This is a genomic window from Candidatus Phaeomarinobacter ectocarpi (genome assembly GCF_000689395.1).
Lineage (GTDB): Bacteria > Pseudomonadota > Alphaproteobacteria > CGMCC-115125 > CGMCC-115125 > Pyruvatibacter > Pyruvatibacter ectocarpi.
Genome location: NZ_HG966617.1, coordinates 1,025,539 through 1,041,185 on the forward strand (window position 1 = coordinate 1,025,539; position 15,647 = coordinate 1,041,185).

At 58.0% G+C, this 15,647-nt stretch carries 17 protein-coding genes; 9 read left to right on the plus strand and 8 right to left on the minus strand.

Annotated elements, in window-relative coordinates; all coding sequences use genetic code 11:
• Nucleotide 1: 1 nt before the first annotated feature.
• Nucleotides 2-742: an enoyl-CoA hydratase/isomerase family protein gene (locus BN1012_RS04830; RefSeq protein WP_043948747.1), complete on the minus strand. Its 741-nt coding sequence runs from the start codon at nucleotides 740-742 to the stop codon at nucleotides 2-4.
• Between the two features lie 102 nt (nucleotides 743-844).
• Here BN1012_RS04830 and BN1012_RS04835 point away from each other — a divergent pair, with 102 nt between their 5' ends.
• The gene (locus tag BN1012_RS04835; protein WP_043948748.1) at nucleotides 845-1,738 is read left to right on the plus strand and encodes a glycosyltransferase; all 894 of its coding nucleotides are present in this window, start codon (nucleotides 845-847) and stop codon (nucleotides 1,736-1,738) included.
• On the plus strand, nucleotides 1,735-2,325 hold the full coding sequence (locus BN1012_RS17905) for a CatB-related O-acetyltransferase (RefSeq protein WP_052534605.1): 591 nt from the start codon (nucleotides 1,735-1,737) through the stop codon (nucleotides 2,323-2,325). Before BN1012_RS04835 ends, BN1012_RS17905 begins: the two co-directional genes overlap by 4 nt.
• A 9-nt stretch (nucleotides 2,326-2,334) precedes the next feature.
• Here the strand turns inward: BN1012_RS17905 and BN1012_RS16665 are convergent, their stop codons facing one another.
• From BN1012_RS16665 to BN1012_RS04855, 3 genes are read right to left on the minus strand one after another with little or no spacing between them, the layout of a single operon-like run.
• The gene (locus BN1012_RS16665; protein ID WP_052534608.1) at nucleotides 2,335-3,348 is read right to left on the minus strand and encodes a glutathione S-transferase family protein; all 1,014 of its coding nucleotides are present in this window, start codon (nucleotides 3,346-3,348) and stop codon (nucleotides 2,335-2,337) included.
• Nucleotides 3,349-3,369: 21 nt separating this feature from the next.
• A complete protein-coding gene (locus tag BN1012_RS04850) occupies nucleotides 3,370-5,094 on the minus strand; it encodes a sulfatase family protein (RefSeq protein WP_171815912.1) in 1,725 nt (574 codons plus the stop codon).
• Nucleotides 5,095-5,146: 52 nt separating this feature from the next.
• Nucleotides 5,147-5,794, minus strand: coding sequence for a TetR/AcrR family transcriptional regulator (locus BN1012_RS04855; protein ID WP_171815913.1), 648 nt, complete (start codon nucleotides 5,792-5,794; stop codon nucleotides 5,147-5,149).
• An 81-nt stretch (nucleotides 5,795-5,875) separates the two neighbouring features.
• Here BN1012_RS04855 and BN1012_RS04860 point away from each other — a divergent pair, with 81 nt between their 5' ends.
• The 3 genes from BN1012_RS04860 to BN1012_RS04870 are packed head-to-tail and all read left to right on the plus strand — an operon-like array spanning nucleotide 5,876 to nucleotide 9,211.
• Nucleotides 5,876-6,802 carry a VOC family protein gene (locus BN1012_RS04860; RefSeq protein ID WP_043950658.1) on the plus strand — a complete coding sequence of 309 codons (927 nt, stop codon included), beginning with the start codon at nucleotides 5,876-5,878 and terminating at the stop codon, nucleotides 6,800-6,802.
• Nucleotides 6,803-6,838: 36 nt separating this feature from the next.
• On the plus strand, nucleotides 6,839-7,708 hold the full coding sequence (locus tag BN1012_RS04865; protein WP_043948751.1) for a fumarylacetoacetate hydrolase family protein: 870 nt from the start codon (nucleotides 6,839-6,841) through the stop codon (nucleotides 7,706-7,708).
• A gap of 9 nt (nucleotides 7,709-7,717) precedes the next feature.
• Complete coding sequence (locus tag BN1012_RS04870) at nucleotides 7,718-9,211, plus strand: bifunctional 3-(3-hydroxy-phenyl)propionate/3-hydroxycinnamic acid hydroxylase (protein ID WP_043948752.1); 1,494 nt, start codon at nucleotides 7,718-7,720, stop codon at nucleotides 9,209-9,211.
• A 1-nt stretch (nucleotide 9,212) separates the two neighbouring features.
• Here BN1012_RS04870 and BN1012_RS04875 read toward each other — a convergent pair whose 3' ends face one another.
• Nucleotides 9,213-10,484, minus strand: a complete 1,272-nt coding sequence (locus BN1012_RS04875) for a CapA family protein (RefSeq protein WP_043948753.1) — start codon at nucleotides 10,482-10,484, stop codon at nucleotides 9,213-9,215.
• 165 nt (nucleotides 10,485-10,649) lie between these two features.
• Here BN1012_RS04875 and BN1012_RS04880 point away from each other — a divergent pair, with 165 nt between their 5' ends.
• Nucleotides 10,650-11,051, plus strand: coding sequence for a globin (locus BN1012_RS04880; RefSeq protein WP_043948754.1), 402 nt, complete (start codon nucleotides 10,650-10,652; stop codon nucleotides 11,049-11,051).
• Nucleotides 11,052-11,340: 289 nt separating this feature from the next.
• Here BN1012_RS04880 and BN1012_RS04885 read toward each other — a convergent pair whose 3' ends face one another.
• Nucleotides 11,341-13,092 (minus strand): ATP-dependent nuclease, encoded by a 1,752-nt coding sequence (locus BN1012_RS04885; protein WP_052534613.1) that lies wholly within the window; start codon nucleotides 13,090-13,092, stop codon nucleotides 11,341-11,343.
• A gap of 148 nt (nucleotides 13,093-13,240) precedes the next feature.
• On the opposite strand from BN1012_RS04885, the gene BN1012_RS04890 reads away from it, so the two are divergent.
• Complete coding sequence (locus tag BN1012_RS04890; protein WP_145973421.1) at nucleotides 13,241-13,546, plus strand: hypothetical protein; 306 nt, start codon at nucleotides 13,241-13,243, stop codon at nucleotides 13,544-13,546.
• Nucleotides 13,547-13,621: 75 nt separating this feature from the next.
• Nucleotides 13,622-14,221, plus strand: coding sequence for a hypothetical protein (locus BN1012_RS04895; RefSeq protein ID WP_043948756.1), 600 nt, complete (start codon nucleotides 13,622-13,624; stop codon nucleotides 14,219-14,221).
• 26 nt (nucleotides 14,222-14,247) lie between these two features.
• Here BN1012_RS04895 and BN1012_RS04900 read toward each other — a convergent pair whose 3' ends face one another.
• Nucleotides 14,248-15,051, minus strand: coding sequence for a DNA adenine methylase (locus tag BN1012_RS04900; RefSeq protein ID WP_043948757.1), 804 nt, complete (start codon nucleotides 15,049-15,051; stop codon nucleotides 14,248-14,250).
• Between the two features lie 146 nt (nucleotides 15,052-15,197).
• On the opposite strand from BN1012_RS04900, the gene BN1012_RS04905 reads away from it, so the two are divergent.
• On the plus strand, nucleotides 15,198-15,428 hold the full coding sequence (locus tag BN1012_RS04905) for a hypothetical protein (RefSeq protein WP_145973422.1): 231 nt from the start codon (nucleotides 15,198-15,200) through the stop codon (nucleotides 15,426-15,428).
• An 8-nt stretch (nucleotides 15,429-15,436) separates the two neighbouring features.
• On the opposite strand, the gene BN1012_RS04910 is transcribed toward BN1012_RS04905, so the two are convergent.
• On the minus strand, nucleotides 15,437-15,646 hold the full coding sequence (locus BN1012_RS04910) for a hypothetical protein (RefSeq protein ID WP_043948759.1): 210 nt from the start codon (nucleotides 15,644-15,646) through the stop codon (nucleotides 15,437-15,439).
• Between the last annotated feature and the right edge of the window lies 1 nt (nucleotide 15,647).

Genomic DNA, 15,647 nt, shown 5'->3' on the forward strand with positions numbered 1-15,647 from the left:
CCTACTTCTTGCCGAAACCCGCAATACGCTCCTGCATGTCCGGGCCAACGCCTTCGGATTTGTAGATTTCGTGCGCCAGCCCGGCCGACAGATCAAGGCCGTCCGTGTCCCGCAACAGCTTCTTGAGTGCCCGCAGCGAGAACCAGGAGTTCTCCAGCATCACGTTGCAGAACGCCGCCACGTCATCATAGAAGCTGTCATTGGCGTAGCACACATTTGCCAGACCCATGGTCTCCGCCTGACGTCCTGAATAGGTCTGCGCGGTCAGCATCATTTCAGCCGCTTTGGTTTTGCCCACACGTCGCGGCAAGCGCTGGCTCATTCCCCACACGGGCGTGAGTGACCATTTGGCATGGGTGTCTGCAAACTTGGCATTCTCGCTTGCCAGCACAATGTCGCCCGCCAGAGCCAGCTCCAGAGCGCCCGTGTAGCAATGACTGTGCACTGCGCTGATGACCGGCTGTGGCAGATTCGCAAGCCGCTCGATCACCAGCGGCTGATAGTTCGGCCGCGGCAGCTTTTCGCCCGTGGCAATGTCTCCAAGGTCATGCCCGGCGGAAAAACAACGTCCCGCCCCACGCACAACGACACAGCCAACACTGTCCTGCGATGCTTCGATGTCGGCCACATGTGCCTCGAGTTCTTCAAACACAGGCACATTCAGCGCATTCAGCTTGTCAGGCCGGTTGATCGTCAGTGTCGCAACACCCTTGTCGTCCGAACGCAGAACCAGGTCACCCATATGTCGTCTCCCTCGTCACCTGCCAGGTTGGGGCCTATGGTTGTGCGCGGCGCAGCCGTAAGCTATCCCAGCAATCTGTAAATTTCGCTTTTCGGACCCAGTATGCACACAAGGCTGACAGTCGTAACCGTCACACATAATGGCGGGCTGGTAATCGGTGGATTGCTGGACAGTCTGCCCCGTGACGTGCGGCTGGTGGTGGTGGACAACGCGTCGAGCGACGACACGCTGGACATCGTTCGGGCCAAACGACAAGACGCGACGATCCTGCGCAACGAGATTGGGCAGGGCTATGGTCGCGGCGCCAGTCGGGGGCTGGAAGCCGTGGAAACAGAGCTGGCCCTGCTCGCAAACCCGGACTCGGTGCTGAGCGCGGACGCCATTCAGGCGCTGATCGATGCCGCTGACACATATCCGGACGCTGCCATGTTCGGGCCGGTCCACAAGGCCGGGGACGGGCACATTGAGCCAAGCCATGACGTGGAGTTGTGGCGCCGGCACCTGTTCGGCAAACGCGATGGCGAACTGCCGCCCGATGGCGATATCTGCGTCGAGTTCATCTCAGGGGCCGTCAACCTCGTACGCATGGATGTGCTGAAGGAAATCGGCTTCTACGACCCGGACGTCTTTCTCTATTTCGAGGATGACGACATGTGCATGCGCATCCGCCGCGCCGGACACAGCCTTGTGGTTGTGCCCAAAAGTGTCGTCGTGCATCTCAATTCCGGCTCGGTGAGACCCAACGCCGCATATTACTGGGAGAAGTTCTGGCACATCGCCTGGTCGCGGATTCACATTGAGCGCAAGTATCATGGCGCTGCCGCCGCGACGCGCCTCGCCGTGCGGGATACGCTGCGCTACGGCGTAAAGGCATTGGGCAACTTTTTGGTCTTTCGTGGCTTCCAGGGCCGCAGGGATGCCGCAAGGTGCGCTGGCACCTGGGCCGCGCTGCGCGGCGTATCCGCGCTCCGGTCACTGGAAGAGGCGGGGAAATGAGCTTTCTGAAACAGCTACGCCGGAAAATCCGTAAACTGACAAAGTCAGAGCCTGACCTGGGCCCCGAAATCTCCATCGGCCGCCATTCCTACGGTCTGGCACGGCGCATGGTCGCCGGTGCATCCATGGAAGCACCCCTCAAGGTTGGCGCGTTCTGTTCCATTGGGCCGGACGTTCTGTTCTTCTCAAAGGCGGATCACCCTATTGATCTGCCCAGCACTTACCCGTTCAAGACCCTGATCTGGGACACGGACAAGCCCAATCAGGATGCTGTCACCAAGGGCGGTATCACCATCGGCAATGATGTGTGGATCGGCGCCCGCGCCATAATCATGTCAGGGGTCACCATCGCCGACGGCGCCATCGTGGCCGCAGGCGCTGTCGTCACCAAGGATGTGGAGCCCTATGCCATCGTCGGCGGCAATCCTGCACGCGAAATCCGCAAGCGGTTCGACGATGGGCAAATTACGGCGTTGCTCAATCTCAAATGGTGGGACTGGGCAGATGCGGACCTTGAAAAACTGCGCGTGCCTTTCTATGGGCCGGTCGATGCTTTTATCGAGGCGGCTTCGCGCGCAAAACGCTGACTGTAGGCCTTAGCCGTAAAGCGCCTTTGCGATTTTGCTGTCTGTGGCAATCGCCTTTTTCAGATCGGCTTCAGCCTTCTCCACAATGGGATGGGCCTTGTCGGTGATTGCAGCCTTCCAGCTGTCCCGGTTCTTCAGCGCCGTATAATACGTCCTTACCGGGGCCAGGTCCGCATCCTGCAGGAAGTGATCGAGCCACCCGGTCTCATCAACACGCAGTAGAATGCAGGACCATGTGACATCCGCCAACGTGTACTGCTCGCCAAGAATCCACGGGCCCTGCGTGCTTTCAAGTTTCTGTGCCAGTTGAGCCAGGTGACCGCGCATGTGATCGCGGCTGGCATGCATCATCTGCTGAAGTGGCTTCTGCGACAGCATGGTCCGCAGGCCAAAAAGGCGCGATGCCGTGAAGAAGGCCGGCCGTTTCTTGTCAGGGTGAAACAGGAAACCCACCAAAATCCGCCGCAGGGGAATGTATCGGATGGCGGTGACGAAGACGGGAAAAGTCAGCCCGGGAATGCAGCTGCCCGCACGGGCCGGCATGTTTTCCATCGGGTCGTCACTTGAGATGACGCCACTCTCCAGCCAGCGATTCATCTCCGTGCGTTCCGCAGGATCGGTTGGAACAAGCGAGCCCGCGTCGGGCGATGCATGATCCGCAACGTAGGTCAGAATGTCGTCCGATTCATAAATCGGGTGGCCGTTGTGCACGAGTGTCGGCACCAGACCTGACGGGTTCACTTTCAGATACCGGGGGCCGATGGTTTCGTATTTGCCCGTCTCGATCAGATCAATGGAGTGGTATCTGTAAGGCACGCCCGCTTCCGCCATCACAAGTCGCGTCTTGCGCGAACAATGTGAAAAGGCATTGGCATAGAGTTCAAACTCGTCCGTGTGGGGCAGGTTGATGTTCTCCTGCAGCCCACCGGTGACCGGATGCGTCCTGCGCCGTGACTTTTCAATCAGAAACCAGATCAGCAAAAAGCCGGCCAGCGCCGCGAGACTGATGGTAAAGGGTGTCATGGTGTGTTCCCAGATAGGTTGCTATGCGGTCCAGATAGAGGACGGGCCGGGCAGGTAGGATCCATCATCGACGCCAATCTCAGCGGCAATGAGGGCGTTCATCTGACTATTCAGGTCAAGAATGACATCGCCGTGCCGTTGCAGATCATTGGCCAGGTTTGTCGTTTCGGCAGGGTCCGTCAGCGAGTCATAGAGCTCAAGGTCATTGCGGGCTGAAAGGTCAGCCAGCGTGGCTGGCTGGTGATGTTCAAAGGGCGAGAAGTATCGCGCAAACTTGTAGCGTCCATCGGCGATGCCACGCATGTGGCCACGATTTTTGAATCCACCAAAAAACTCACGAAGGTCCATGGCGCCAAATTTGGCAAATGGGCCTGAAGCTGCCTGCACAGCCGCAAAATTGCGAACGCTTTTTTCCGACATGTGAATGAGGCTGGTCCACTGCATCAGCGTCCCTGTGCGCGGGCCGTCCGTCACGGCGGTTCCCGTTGCAGTCAGTGCGGGAGACAGGTCCTGCCCTGCGAGCAATGGATACATTTCCTCACGGGTGGGCCCGTCAATTCCTGCGAAGGACAACAGCGTGGGCACCACGTCCAGTTGTGAGGCCAGTGCCTGAATTTCACGTCCGCCAGGCACATCAGGGTGCCGGATGAAGAACGGAATGTTCTGGTTCTCCCGGTAGATGTTGCCGCCTTTTTCGCGCAAGCCGTGCACTCCGGCCATCTCGCCATGGTCTGCCAGGTAGATGACAATGGTGTCCTTGTCCTGGCCGGTTGCCTCCAGGGCATCCAGAACAGAACCAAGGCTGCGATCCATGTCAGCCAGGCAGTTGAAGTAGTAATTGTTGTAGTCGCGCCAGTAGTCGGTCCGATCGAGCGGGATGTCTCCCAATGCCAACCCCATGACTTTCTGCATTTCGCGATGTGCGGGCGGTTTGCCCTCCAGCGTGGCATCGCCAAATGTGTCCGGCAGATCAATTCCCCAATCCTTGGCATACAAGGGATCATCGGGAGCCGGCATGATCACATCAGGAAAGTCGTTGAGCCGGGTTTTCTGTTGATGCTCACTGGTTTTGAAGAACATGATGTCGTGCGGATTGACGAAGTTCACTGCCGCGAACCATGGCTTGTCCCCGCCTTTTTGCTCCGCCATGAAGTTGGCCGCACTGGCAGCGCTCAGCGGGTCATACTTCCAGCCATGCTGTGCGCCATCACGTTCGCGGTCCTGGTCCGTATGCTCAAAACCAAAGCCGCCAAATGTTGCAGCTATTGTGTCTGAACCAACCGCATCATCCACGCCGAAATGGCTGAGGTGCCACTTGCCGAAATAGCCGGTCGTATATCCAGCGTCCTGCATCATGGTGCCCAGTGTCGGGATGTCTTTTCTAAATCCACCGGAATAGGGCAGGGGCGTGTTTTCCCACAATCCGCTGTTCTGCGGGTGCAGACCGGAATAGACGATGCCGCGCGCCATTGAGCACAGATTGCTCACAGTGCTGGCATTGCGGAACACCGTGCTGTTGGCCATCAGCCGATCATGATGTGGCAGGCTGATGGTGGAGGGGATCAGATGCCGGGCGCGCTCCTGGTCGGTCAGGACAAGCAGGATATTGGGACGCTTGCCTGAGGGCAGGGTGAGGTCAGCCCGGGCACGTTCTGCTTGTCCGGGGCGGACAAGCCGGTATGCGCCATAGGCCGCAGTGATGGCTCCCGCGCCGATCAGGGCGGTTCTGCGTGATATCGTCTTCAAGGCATCTGCTCCCCAGGGCATGGACTGTTTCTTGTCTTGCGGTAATTGGAAATCAGGGCGTCTCGGCGTCCAGCCGGCTCAGCATGACATCTGCCACCATTGCCGCGTGCTCATTGACGAATTCATCCGACCTCGGATCAATGCCAAAGACCCGCTTGCATTCGTGCTCTACTGAAAAAACAAACGCCCCGGCGCCCACCAGCAGGTAGAAGCCGTGCGGATCAATCCCGACACCCAGGGCATCCGCTGCAACAGCCCTCATCGGCTTGACGTAGGTGTCGGCGATGTAGTCCATCCGCCAGGACGCTGCCTTGCCCTCCTGCACCATCAGCCGGTTGAGCTGCGGTACGTCGGCGCTGAATTGCACAAACATGGTGACATACAGCGTCAGCCTTTCGCGGAGCGGCAATGCCTCCATCAGGTCGATGACCTGGGCATTGCGCTCGCTGAGGCGACCGAAGACCCGGTCTACCACCTGCTTCCAGAACAGTTCCTTGGTGTCGAAGTGATAGGCGACCAGTCCACGCTGAACACCGGCATGGCTTTCGATCGTCCGGACGGACACGCCATCAAATCCAAGCGATGAAAAAAGGTCTGTGCCGGCATCCAGCAGCAATTCGCGGGTTTCTTCCGCCCGCTTTTGCGGCGCGCGGCGGCGGGGCGACTTCGGCTCGGTGGGCACAACTTCGGCGACTGGCACGCGATCCACTCCAATAAACTTGTTGTATAACAAATTTAATATCACTAAGTTCGGCATATAACAAGTTTATTGGAGGTCATCATGGGTATTCGCGTGTCTGATGTTGCATTCGTCCGGTTTCAGGCACCGGACCTGGATCAGATGGAGGCCTTCCTGTCTGATTTCGGGTTGGTCAGGGCGGCCCGCACGGAAGATGCGCTGTACATGCGTGGTGCCGGCAGCGACCCGTTTGTCCATGTGACCCACAAGGGCGAGCCGGGCTTCGCGGGTATCGCGTTTCTGGCCGATAGCGTGGCCGACCTCGAGGTCCTTGCGGCCATGGAAGGTGCCAGCCCCGTTGAAGACATCACGGAGCCCGGTGGCGGCAAACGCGTCCGCTTTGTGGATCCCAATGGTCACAAGGTCGAAGTGGTTGCAGACCGTGAACTGGTGCCAACTTTGCCCGTAAGGCGCAACACGCCAGGCAACGAAGCGACCCACAGCCAGCGTGTCGACGCGGCCCTGCGGTCCGGGGAGGGCCCGGCACAGGTCATGCGTCTTGGCCATTGCGTGCTCAATGTCATCGACTTCCGTCAGAGCGAGGCCTGGTACAAGGAGCGTTTTGGCCTGGTGACGTCCGATGAAATCGAGATCGAAAAAGACATGTCCATCGGCGCCTTCATGCGCTGCGATCAGGGCGACAAGCCCGTCGACCACCACACATTGTTCCTGCTGGGCACCGGCGCTGCCGGGTTCAACCATGCAGCCTTCGAAGTGGCCAATGTGGATGACCTCATGGCCGGCAACAGCCATCTGCAAGCCAAGGGCTACACCCATGAGTGGGGCGTCGGCCGCCATTTCCTGGGCAGTCAGATTTTCGACTACTGGCGCGATCCCTGGGGGCACACTGTTGAGCACTGGACCGATGGTGATCTCTTCACCAGCGACACACCGCCCAACATGCAGGGCATAGACACATTGCTTGGTGTCCAGTGGGGCCCGCCGCCGCCCCCAACTCTTGGCACCTGACACTCCTAATTCATTTTCAGTTCAAGGATAAGCAGCATGAAGCTCGCAACATTCACCCATGGTGGAACAACCCGCATCGGCAAGGTCGTAGACGACAAGATCATCGATCTCACCAAGGCCGATCCGACACTGCCAACCGACATGATCAGTTTTCTTGCCGCCGGTGACGCGGCAATGGCGGCCGCTCAAAAAGCCAGCGAAGCGGATGCGGTCGCTCTGAGTGACGTGACCCTCGAAGCGCCCATCATGAAGCCCGGCAAGGTCATGGCCATTGGCCTCAACTACGGGGACCACGTCAAGGAAGCCGGTCTGGACATCCCGGAAAACCAGATCTGGTTCACCAAGTCGCCCACAGGTTGCGTTGGCGAGGGGGCAGATGTCCTCAAGCCCGCCGTGTCCGACATGGTGGACTGGGAAGCCGAACTCGTCATGGTCATCGGCAAGCGTGCCCGCAATGTCCCGCGCGATCGCGCCCATGAGATTGTCGCGGGCTATTGCTGTGGCAACGACATTTCCGTGCGGGACTGGCAGTTCCACTCGCCGCAATTCACCATCGGCAAGAGCTTTGACACCCATGGACCCATCGGCCCGTGGCTCACAACGTCTGATGAGGTGGGCGACCCCCACGATCTCGACATCAAATGCCTCGTCAATGGTGAGGTGATGCAAAGCTCCAACACCCAGCACCTGATTTTCGATTGCTTCGACCAGATCGCTGAACTGACACAGGTCATGACCCTGGAGCCCGGCGACATCATCTTCACCGGCACACCCGGCGGCGTGGGCATTGCCATGAAGCCGCCTCAGTTCATGAAGGTCGGCGACACTGTCACCATTGAAATCGAGAAGCTGGGATCCATCACCAACACACTGGTCTCCGAAGATACAAAGACCATCATCGGGTAGGGGGCTGCCATGTACGACGTGACCATCATCGGTTACGGGCCGGTTGGGGCGATGCTCGCGGCGTTGTTGGGTGCCAGGGGCCGAAAGGTTCTCGTGGTGGAACGCGACACGCAGGTCTATCCCATGCCGCGCGCCGTTCACCTGGACCACGAAGTGTTTCGCCTCATCAGTCTTGTGAACGCGGACAAGGCCGTGATGGACATCAGTCGTCCGACATCAGCCTATGATTTTGAAACCGCTGACGGCGATCTGCTGATGGGGTTCAAGCCGTCCAAGGGCTTGGCGCCCACGGGATATCCATGGAGCAATCTCTTCCACCAGCCAACGCTGGAAAGGGCCATGCGGGCTGACGTCGCCCGCTATCCCAACGTTGATGTGCGCCTTGGCGTGGAGTTCAGGTCATACGATGTATCTCAGCCCGACCACGTGAAAGTCACACTTTCTGATGATCCCGGCAATCCGGTTGAAACACGATACCTCGTCGGGTGCGATGGAGGCCGCTCGCAGGTGCGGCGCCAGGCGGGCATCGCCATGGATGACATGGACTTCAACGAACCATGGGTCGTGGTGGATGTTCTGCTGGCCAAAGGCATGGACAGTCTGCATGACGCCAGCCGCCAGATTTGCGACCCGCACCGCCCCGTCACATCCATACCCATCGGCAATGGACGCCATCGGTGGGAGTTCATGTTGCTGCCCGATGAGGCGGACACGGACATGACGACCCCGCAGATGCTCGAGAGCCTCATCACGCCCCAATTGCCCGACGGCATCTCAATGTCTCAGATCGAAGTGGAGCGCTGCGCTGTCTACACCTTCCACGGTGTGTTCGCAGAAAGGTGGCGCGAAGGCCGCGTCTTGATTGCCGGAGATGCCGCCCACCAGATGCCGCCGTTCATGGGCCAGGGCTTGTGTTCAGGCGTGCGGGACGCTGCCAACATGGCCTGGAAACTGGATGCGGTGCTGGCGGGCGATGCCGCCGAAACGCTGCTGGACAGCATCCAGCCGGAACGCGAACCGCAAATCAGGTTCATCACCGAGACAGCCATCGGAATGGGTCAGGTCGTGTGTACCCACGACATCGAGCAGGCAGCCGCACGAGACAAGGAAATGTGCGTCGGCGCGCGCGAGGACCGCATCTCAGACATGCCCGGCTTGCCGCCGGTAGAAGCTGGCGGCGACAACACCCCCAATGCAGGTTTGCCACTGGCAAAGGATGACGGCCTCGATGCAGCGGCAGTCTATCAACCGATCCTGATTGTCCGCTCAAAGGACAACGCCCCCGATACCAACACGGCGAGTAGAATTCCCGGACTGCATGTTGCCTGGCTTGAGGGCGAAGGCGCGCTTGAGGACCCAGCCGGACTGCTGGCCACACAACTCGCGGAGGCAGACGCCCTTCTGGCACGGCCGGACAAGATCATTTTCGGGACCGGCAAAGCTGACGACCTGACGGCTGCCTACGCCCGTTACCTTGAAACCGGCCACGGCAAGGCGGCCTAGCTCACCGGCGTAGAACCCTGCTGCACGCCTTTGCAATCCTGTTTGCAAGGGCAGATGAGGGTAGCGGCGCAGGCCGACCTGCATCGCAGGGACTCGACCCATCGGCAGGATTGCACCACAGGCCTGAGCCGTCACGCTGTGGTGTGAATGCCAGGCCCTGTGCGCCTGCATCTGCATCGGTCAATTGCCCCGACAGGTGGTTGATGACATGAATGCGCGTTGCCGCCTTTTCAGGTGGCAAAGGCTTTGTCGCGACATGCATGTCGGTGAGGGGGAGCACCCGCACAGACACAAGGGTCAGCGACCCATCATCCTGCTTCTTTAGGGTGACGCGGCCGAGCAGCCCAAAGTCGTGGCACAGATCATGTCGTCCCATGTTCTGCATGCCAAGATGTAGAAAATTCCCCAGCCCGTAGAAGATCAGCCCGGATTGCCCCGACGCTGTTTCGATCAGCTCAATCCCGTTGGCCACATGCTTGTGATGTCCGGCAATCACAAAGAAGCCTTCATTGGCAATGGACTGCCGAAACTGTCGGCGCGTGGACCGTGGCGTCTCCGGTTGAAACTCCTTGCCGTAATGAACGGAGAGAATTCTGATATCGGCTGGCGTCTCCCGAAGCGCGTTTTGAACAAACTCAAAATCATCCGGGTACTGAAGCATGCCGGCCTTGCCCGGTGGCGCCGGGACACCCCACCCGCCAATTCCAATGGACGACAGGGCGATGGCTGTTCCGTGAATGTCCACCATATGCGGCGCTGCTGCTTCTGCGCGCGATCGACCCAGCCCGGGAAACGCAAGCAGGCCCTGCGATCGCAGATCATTCAGGTGACGCAGCGTGTCACCTGCACCAGCCTGCCGGTAATCCAGCGCGTGGTTGTTGGCGAGGGAAAAAGCGTTCAGTCCGGCCGCAACAAACCCTTTGATCGCGTCCGGATGGGTGCGGAATGGAAATCGCTTGGGCGTTCCACCAATTGCATTGTTGGTTGTCACGGCCGTTTCCAGATTGGCGAGGGAAATATCCGCGGGAAGTTCATGTCGGATACCGGCAATGGCGTCATCAATGAAAACGCGCCGGCCATGCTTGTACCCCCCTTGGGCGGACACTTTTGCTCCCGCCCCATTGAAACCGGTGTCGCCCACGACAACGATTTCAATCAGGTCCTCTGCGCCAAAAGCCGGTGCGCCCGGATGCAGAAAAAATAGCGACAGCAACGCAACCCGGGCCCAGTTGGTAACCCCGCGCCCGCTGGTAAGAATACCTATGTCGATCACCTGATCTGCCCCTCCCGCTGTCCTGCGGTTCTGCTGTCCGGCTGTCCCTTAGTTCTGTGGCCAGTCTTGCCGGTTTCCATACCATCCGCCAGCAAAGCGTTTCTTGGCGTTGCACACCAAGGGTGGTGTAGGCTGAGGCGGGCTAAGAGCGACGAGGAATCGACCATGACGAAAAGTGACGCCATCACCCATACGCTGGAACTGGTTGTGGAGAAGGCGGGAGACCCGGCACCACTGGTTTACGAACGCCTGTTCAGGGAACGGCCCGACCTCGAAGAGATGTTCTTCATGGATGCTGATGCCGGTGTGCGTGGCTCCATGTTGCAGCAGTGTTTCGATTGCATCTTCGACATTGCAGGAGAAGGTGTCCTGTGCAGCAGCGTCATCCCGTCCGAATGTCAGCGTCACACCGAATATGGCGTCGAGTCAGACTTGTTCATCAGCTTCTTCAAGACGATCCAGGACACCTTCAAGGATTTGCTCGCTGATGACTGGACGCCAGACATGCAAAGCGCCTGGGACGGCCTGCTCACCCAATTGGCCAATGTCCACGCTGAGGCGGCCTGACGGCCGTCCAGCCTTTTGTAATTTGTCCGACTGACCACCGGCCAGAGCAATTAGACGGCAGGAACCGCGCCGGTTGGACAGTGTCCCCAACCATCGATTCTGGTGCCCGAACCTGTCAGCTGACGAAACAGAGCTTGGAGATAGCCCAGCTTTGTGCGGCTAGCGGCCATAGCCACCGATTGCGGCGTTTTTGTAGCGCGCCACTCAAATTACGCCGGTGCGCCACATAGAAAGTGCATCCGAAATCAGTGGGTAAGTTACGCGGTCGAAGCTTCCATAGCGTATCGGCCTAAGAAATCGGTCGCGCCCAAACAGACCGTACAAACTCTCGCGCTTGCTCCAAGTCAGGCTCGGTATCTAAGTCACACTCTTCCATTACAGTTTGCAGCCATTTGGGGCCGTGTTTCCCTGCAGACCGGTAGAAACCTTCAAGCTCTCCAACAGGCACAATCCACAAGCCGATGTGCTCGAGGTAATCTCGAAGTCGCCCCATGGCCTGGGTAGGCTGACCATTTGGTATGGCTGCATCGCCAGTGCTTTTTGCCGCCGCCCAAGGAGAATCCATTTTGAGGACATTTCGAATTTCTACGGACGTCTTCTTGGGAAATTCTGGCTTGCCTGCGGCGGCATCCAGCTTCTTGGTAATTTCAGAGATCAAGGCGTCCGCGTTCAGCCATGGCTTTCGACTTTCAATCGCGCTTTTTACGGTGTTCCAATCGGTCTCGATTGCCGACCAATCTCCCCCAAGGGTGACAACCAAGTTCTGAAATGTCGATTTCTCGCTAAGCACATCGAAGTCAGCGATCACGTCAACTGGGACCGCTAGTGCCTTGAGCGCTTCGGCCATAGCGGCCATACGGTGTTTTCCATTCGCATGCACGAACAGGACATCCGGATGCGTCTCGGTGCTTACGCTCGGCAACGCGAGCAGCGATTGGTAGAACATGCAATCGGCATCCGCCTCGCAGATTATTGTCCTCTGATGAAACACGCCCGACAGAACCGGCGAGTATTTCATCAGAGGGTCGGCCGCAACTGCTTTGACCTTGTCTTTTGGTAGCTCCTTGACTTGGTTAACGTCTCCAGAACGGTGTATGCGTAGCAGGCGCAACTGCTCAGGTGCTTCTTTCAAGAAACCGGCCAGGACATCGGGGCTGTGAGTTGCCACAAATAGTTGTGTAAGTGGGCGCCGCTCTCTTGCCAAGAGTTCACCCAATAGATGCGCTTGTGGAGGGTGTAGAAACGCTTCGGGTTCATCCAGAGTTATGATCGTCGGACTTTGGCCCGCAAGTGTTTCAAGAATTACGGTTGCAAAGCTGCGCATACCATCTCCTTGTTCCTGCAGCGCTTTGGTCGAAGCCGCGAGCTTTCCGAGGTAGCTCCTCCTGGTTGGATCTTCTCCAGGATCGAGCGTCGGTCGCTGCCCGACAAGTAGGGGGATTTTGTTACCTCCGACGCGCATGACGATTAAGTCTTGACCAAACGCCTTCCTAAAATGGCGGCTAATGCGGCTTTCGATGTCGCTATCAAAGTATGCCAGTTGAATCGGAGTATTTGGTCCTTTTGAAAGCGCATCAAAAGAAGTCGCCGGGTCGCTTCCTGTGATCCGATCTTTGGTCCTGATAGCGCGATGAAAAACGCCCTGCAGGGGTAGACTTGTCATGGGCAAGTTTTCCAGACCGCTGTAAGCCTCAATATTGAAGCCGTGGCCACGGACTACCGTCGTTCCTCCTCTCTCAAACACGGTGCCAAATTTTTGTAGCCTCTCACGCACATCCCGGTCATTACCAATAGGTCTTAGTTTGGCATCGGTGGAAACTTGGCGGAGCGGTCCTCCGCCGCCAGGCACCCACCGCCCAATCTCTCGGAGAAGGGCACTCTTTCCCGCGTTGTTCGGGCCCACTAGAACAACGATATCATTTGGAGAGAGAGTCACTTGCGTGCCGTCGGAGAACGTAATCTCGCTAATTGTCAGCGATGCTGCGTCAGGGTCAGGTTCCTTGGGCGGTCCGACAAAGGAAGGATCAGTGAATTTGATCATCGTGTTGTTTTTTCTCCTAGAGCAGCAGTCTTTGCACATCCGCGCCGACTGCGACCGTGCCAATCCAAGGAAGGCAATACAGGCCTGACGGTGAAATCAACATTCCTAGGTTCGATAACTACTGTAATTCTGTTGTAAGATGAGCACCATGACGGACGAAGAACAAGAGCGCATGCGGCGCATGGCGGAGCTGACATTCCCTTGCCGTCTTACCTTTGACGGACCCATCATCGGTCTGGCCCAAATGGCGCGCAAAGCAGATGCTTGTTTCGAGTTTGCCTGTGGCTCTGATCGGCGCGTTGCCTTTTATTTTCGGTCGGCCAGGCGGCAGGAGTGGTTCATCAAGGACTACGGCTACGGTCGAGTGCCGACGGAGAATGAGTTAAGGGGAAACGGAGTCTTCAATCGTGGCGCGCCAGCCCATTCCATCGAGATCAAACTGCCGGGGAAATAAGCAGCTGCCCGACTGCCTTGTACGCTTCGGTGTTCGCCCCAGCTTTGGAAAACCAACAATAGCGAAGGATGGCCAATGGATGAAGAGCAACAAAAAGCTGAGTCAACAACGAACGAGATCACAAGAAGGCGGCTGGCTTATCTAGAAGATTATCGGACGACCGTTACACCCTCGGAGTCGAGAGGTGCAGCGAGCTTTGAAGCATCCCGCATTTTTGCAGAAATTGCAGTGAGGTCGGCATACCTGTTGAATGGTGGCGCGATGGTCGCGCTTCCAGCCTTCTGGGCAATGATATCGAACGACCTCCGGATAACGTTGTCGGACCTCTCCGAGCCGGCTGGTTGGTTTTTCTGGGGCCTCGTAGCAGCTGTCGTTGCCAACATCACAATCTATTTCAACTATCTCAGCCTCATGCAGGTAATGCGGCAGGTAACGGAGCACGCGAATGCAAAGCTCAAATTTGCGTACTATGGCGAAGGCCTGAAACCCGATCAGAAAGTCCCTACGACGCCCTTCGACAGCATTGAGCGCTTCACATTTTTTGTTGCCCTTGCAGTAGTCATTGCCTCGTTCCTGTTTTTCTATTGGGGGGCTGACACACTGATGGAAGCGATTAAGACAGTGTATGACGATCCAGATCTCAAGCTACCTATTCCCAGTTCGCGTCCAAACTGACGGGTCAAACAGGTATGGAGTCAGCATCAAGAAATAATCAGCTCACTTACCGCCTTGCGCGCTTTGGCATTTACCCCGGCCGTGCGTGCGACCTTCACCTTCTCCATTTTGAACCCGTCGAAGATTTTGCGCACTTCCGGACGGTCGTTGATTGACAGTAAGAAAGTGCCCTTCAGTTCTGCGAGCTGGACTGCCAGGCGCTCAAAGTCGGCCTTGGTGAACTGGTCACCATAGTCACGCTCGGCGCCCCAGTAGGGCGGATCAAGATAAAAGAGAGCATTGGGGCGGTCGTAGCGATCGATGAAGGCGTCCCAAGCAAGACGCTCGATGACAACACCAGCCAACCGCACGTGAAGATCTTCGAGGACCGGAACGAGCTTTGTGACATCGAACCGCGCTGGACGGTCTGGGGACACACCGAAGTGTCTGCCGGCAACGCGGCCGCCGAAGGCAGTGCGCTGCAGATACAGGAACCGGGCTGCACGCTCCAGATCCGTTAGCGTGTCCGGATCCGTCGCCATCAGCCGCTCGAACTCTACACGCGTTGTCAGCTGAAACCGCATCATCTCCACGAACGGCACATAGTGGCGCTGCAGTATCCGGAAGAAGGTAGCGACGTCCTTGCTGATATCGTTGATGACTTCGGCCCTCGGCCGGGTCAGACGCTTCAAAAATACGCCGCCCATACCGACGAATGGCTCGGCATAGAGCGAGTGCGGGATCATCTCAATGCGTTTCACTAGGCGCTTGGCCAAGTTCTTCTTGCCGCCGATATACGGGGCTGCGGGATGTGCCGGACGCACCGGCACGCGCTCATGAATCGACTCCATAACTAGACTCACTCAACATAGCTCCGCCGCGATCGCGGTGGCGGGACTTAAGGGGCGTAGCTGGCCCCGAGGTGGCAGCTCCTAACTGCCGGTTCGGTGTGTTGACGCACACCGGCCCCCGTCTAAATCAGGTGACGGAGGAAGAAATGGCAACTGGCAACAGTATCAGTCTTGATGACATGGAACGGCGTTTGCGGCTTTCGCAGGCCCGCAACCGTATCCTTGAGGTCTACGTGAAGCACTTACTTGAGCGTTCTGGGTTGCCTGATGTGGAACGTCTTGAGCTGTGGCTCGATATGGCTTCAAGCCCGGACATGACCGCGGACGAGTTTATGGACCGGTCGGACGAATTCACGCCGCTCTCACTGCACAAATAGAGGTCTCCTTATGTTGGCTGCGGGTCAGCGGCCGTGAATGCGCCGTCCGCATCAAGCACGCCCCATTGACTGTTGCACCGCACATGGCGATCGGTGACCGCGTCCGGCACCATCTCCCAGGCCAGCGGCTCCGCGACCGCGAAGCGCTCGGCCTCTGAGGCCACGAATTGCGCGATGCGTTGGTGCGCACCGCGCGGTTCTATAAGTGCATGCTTCATC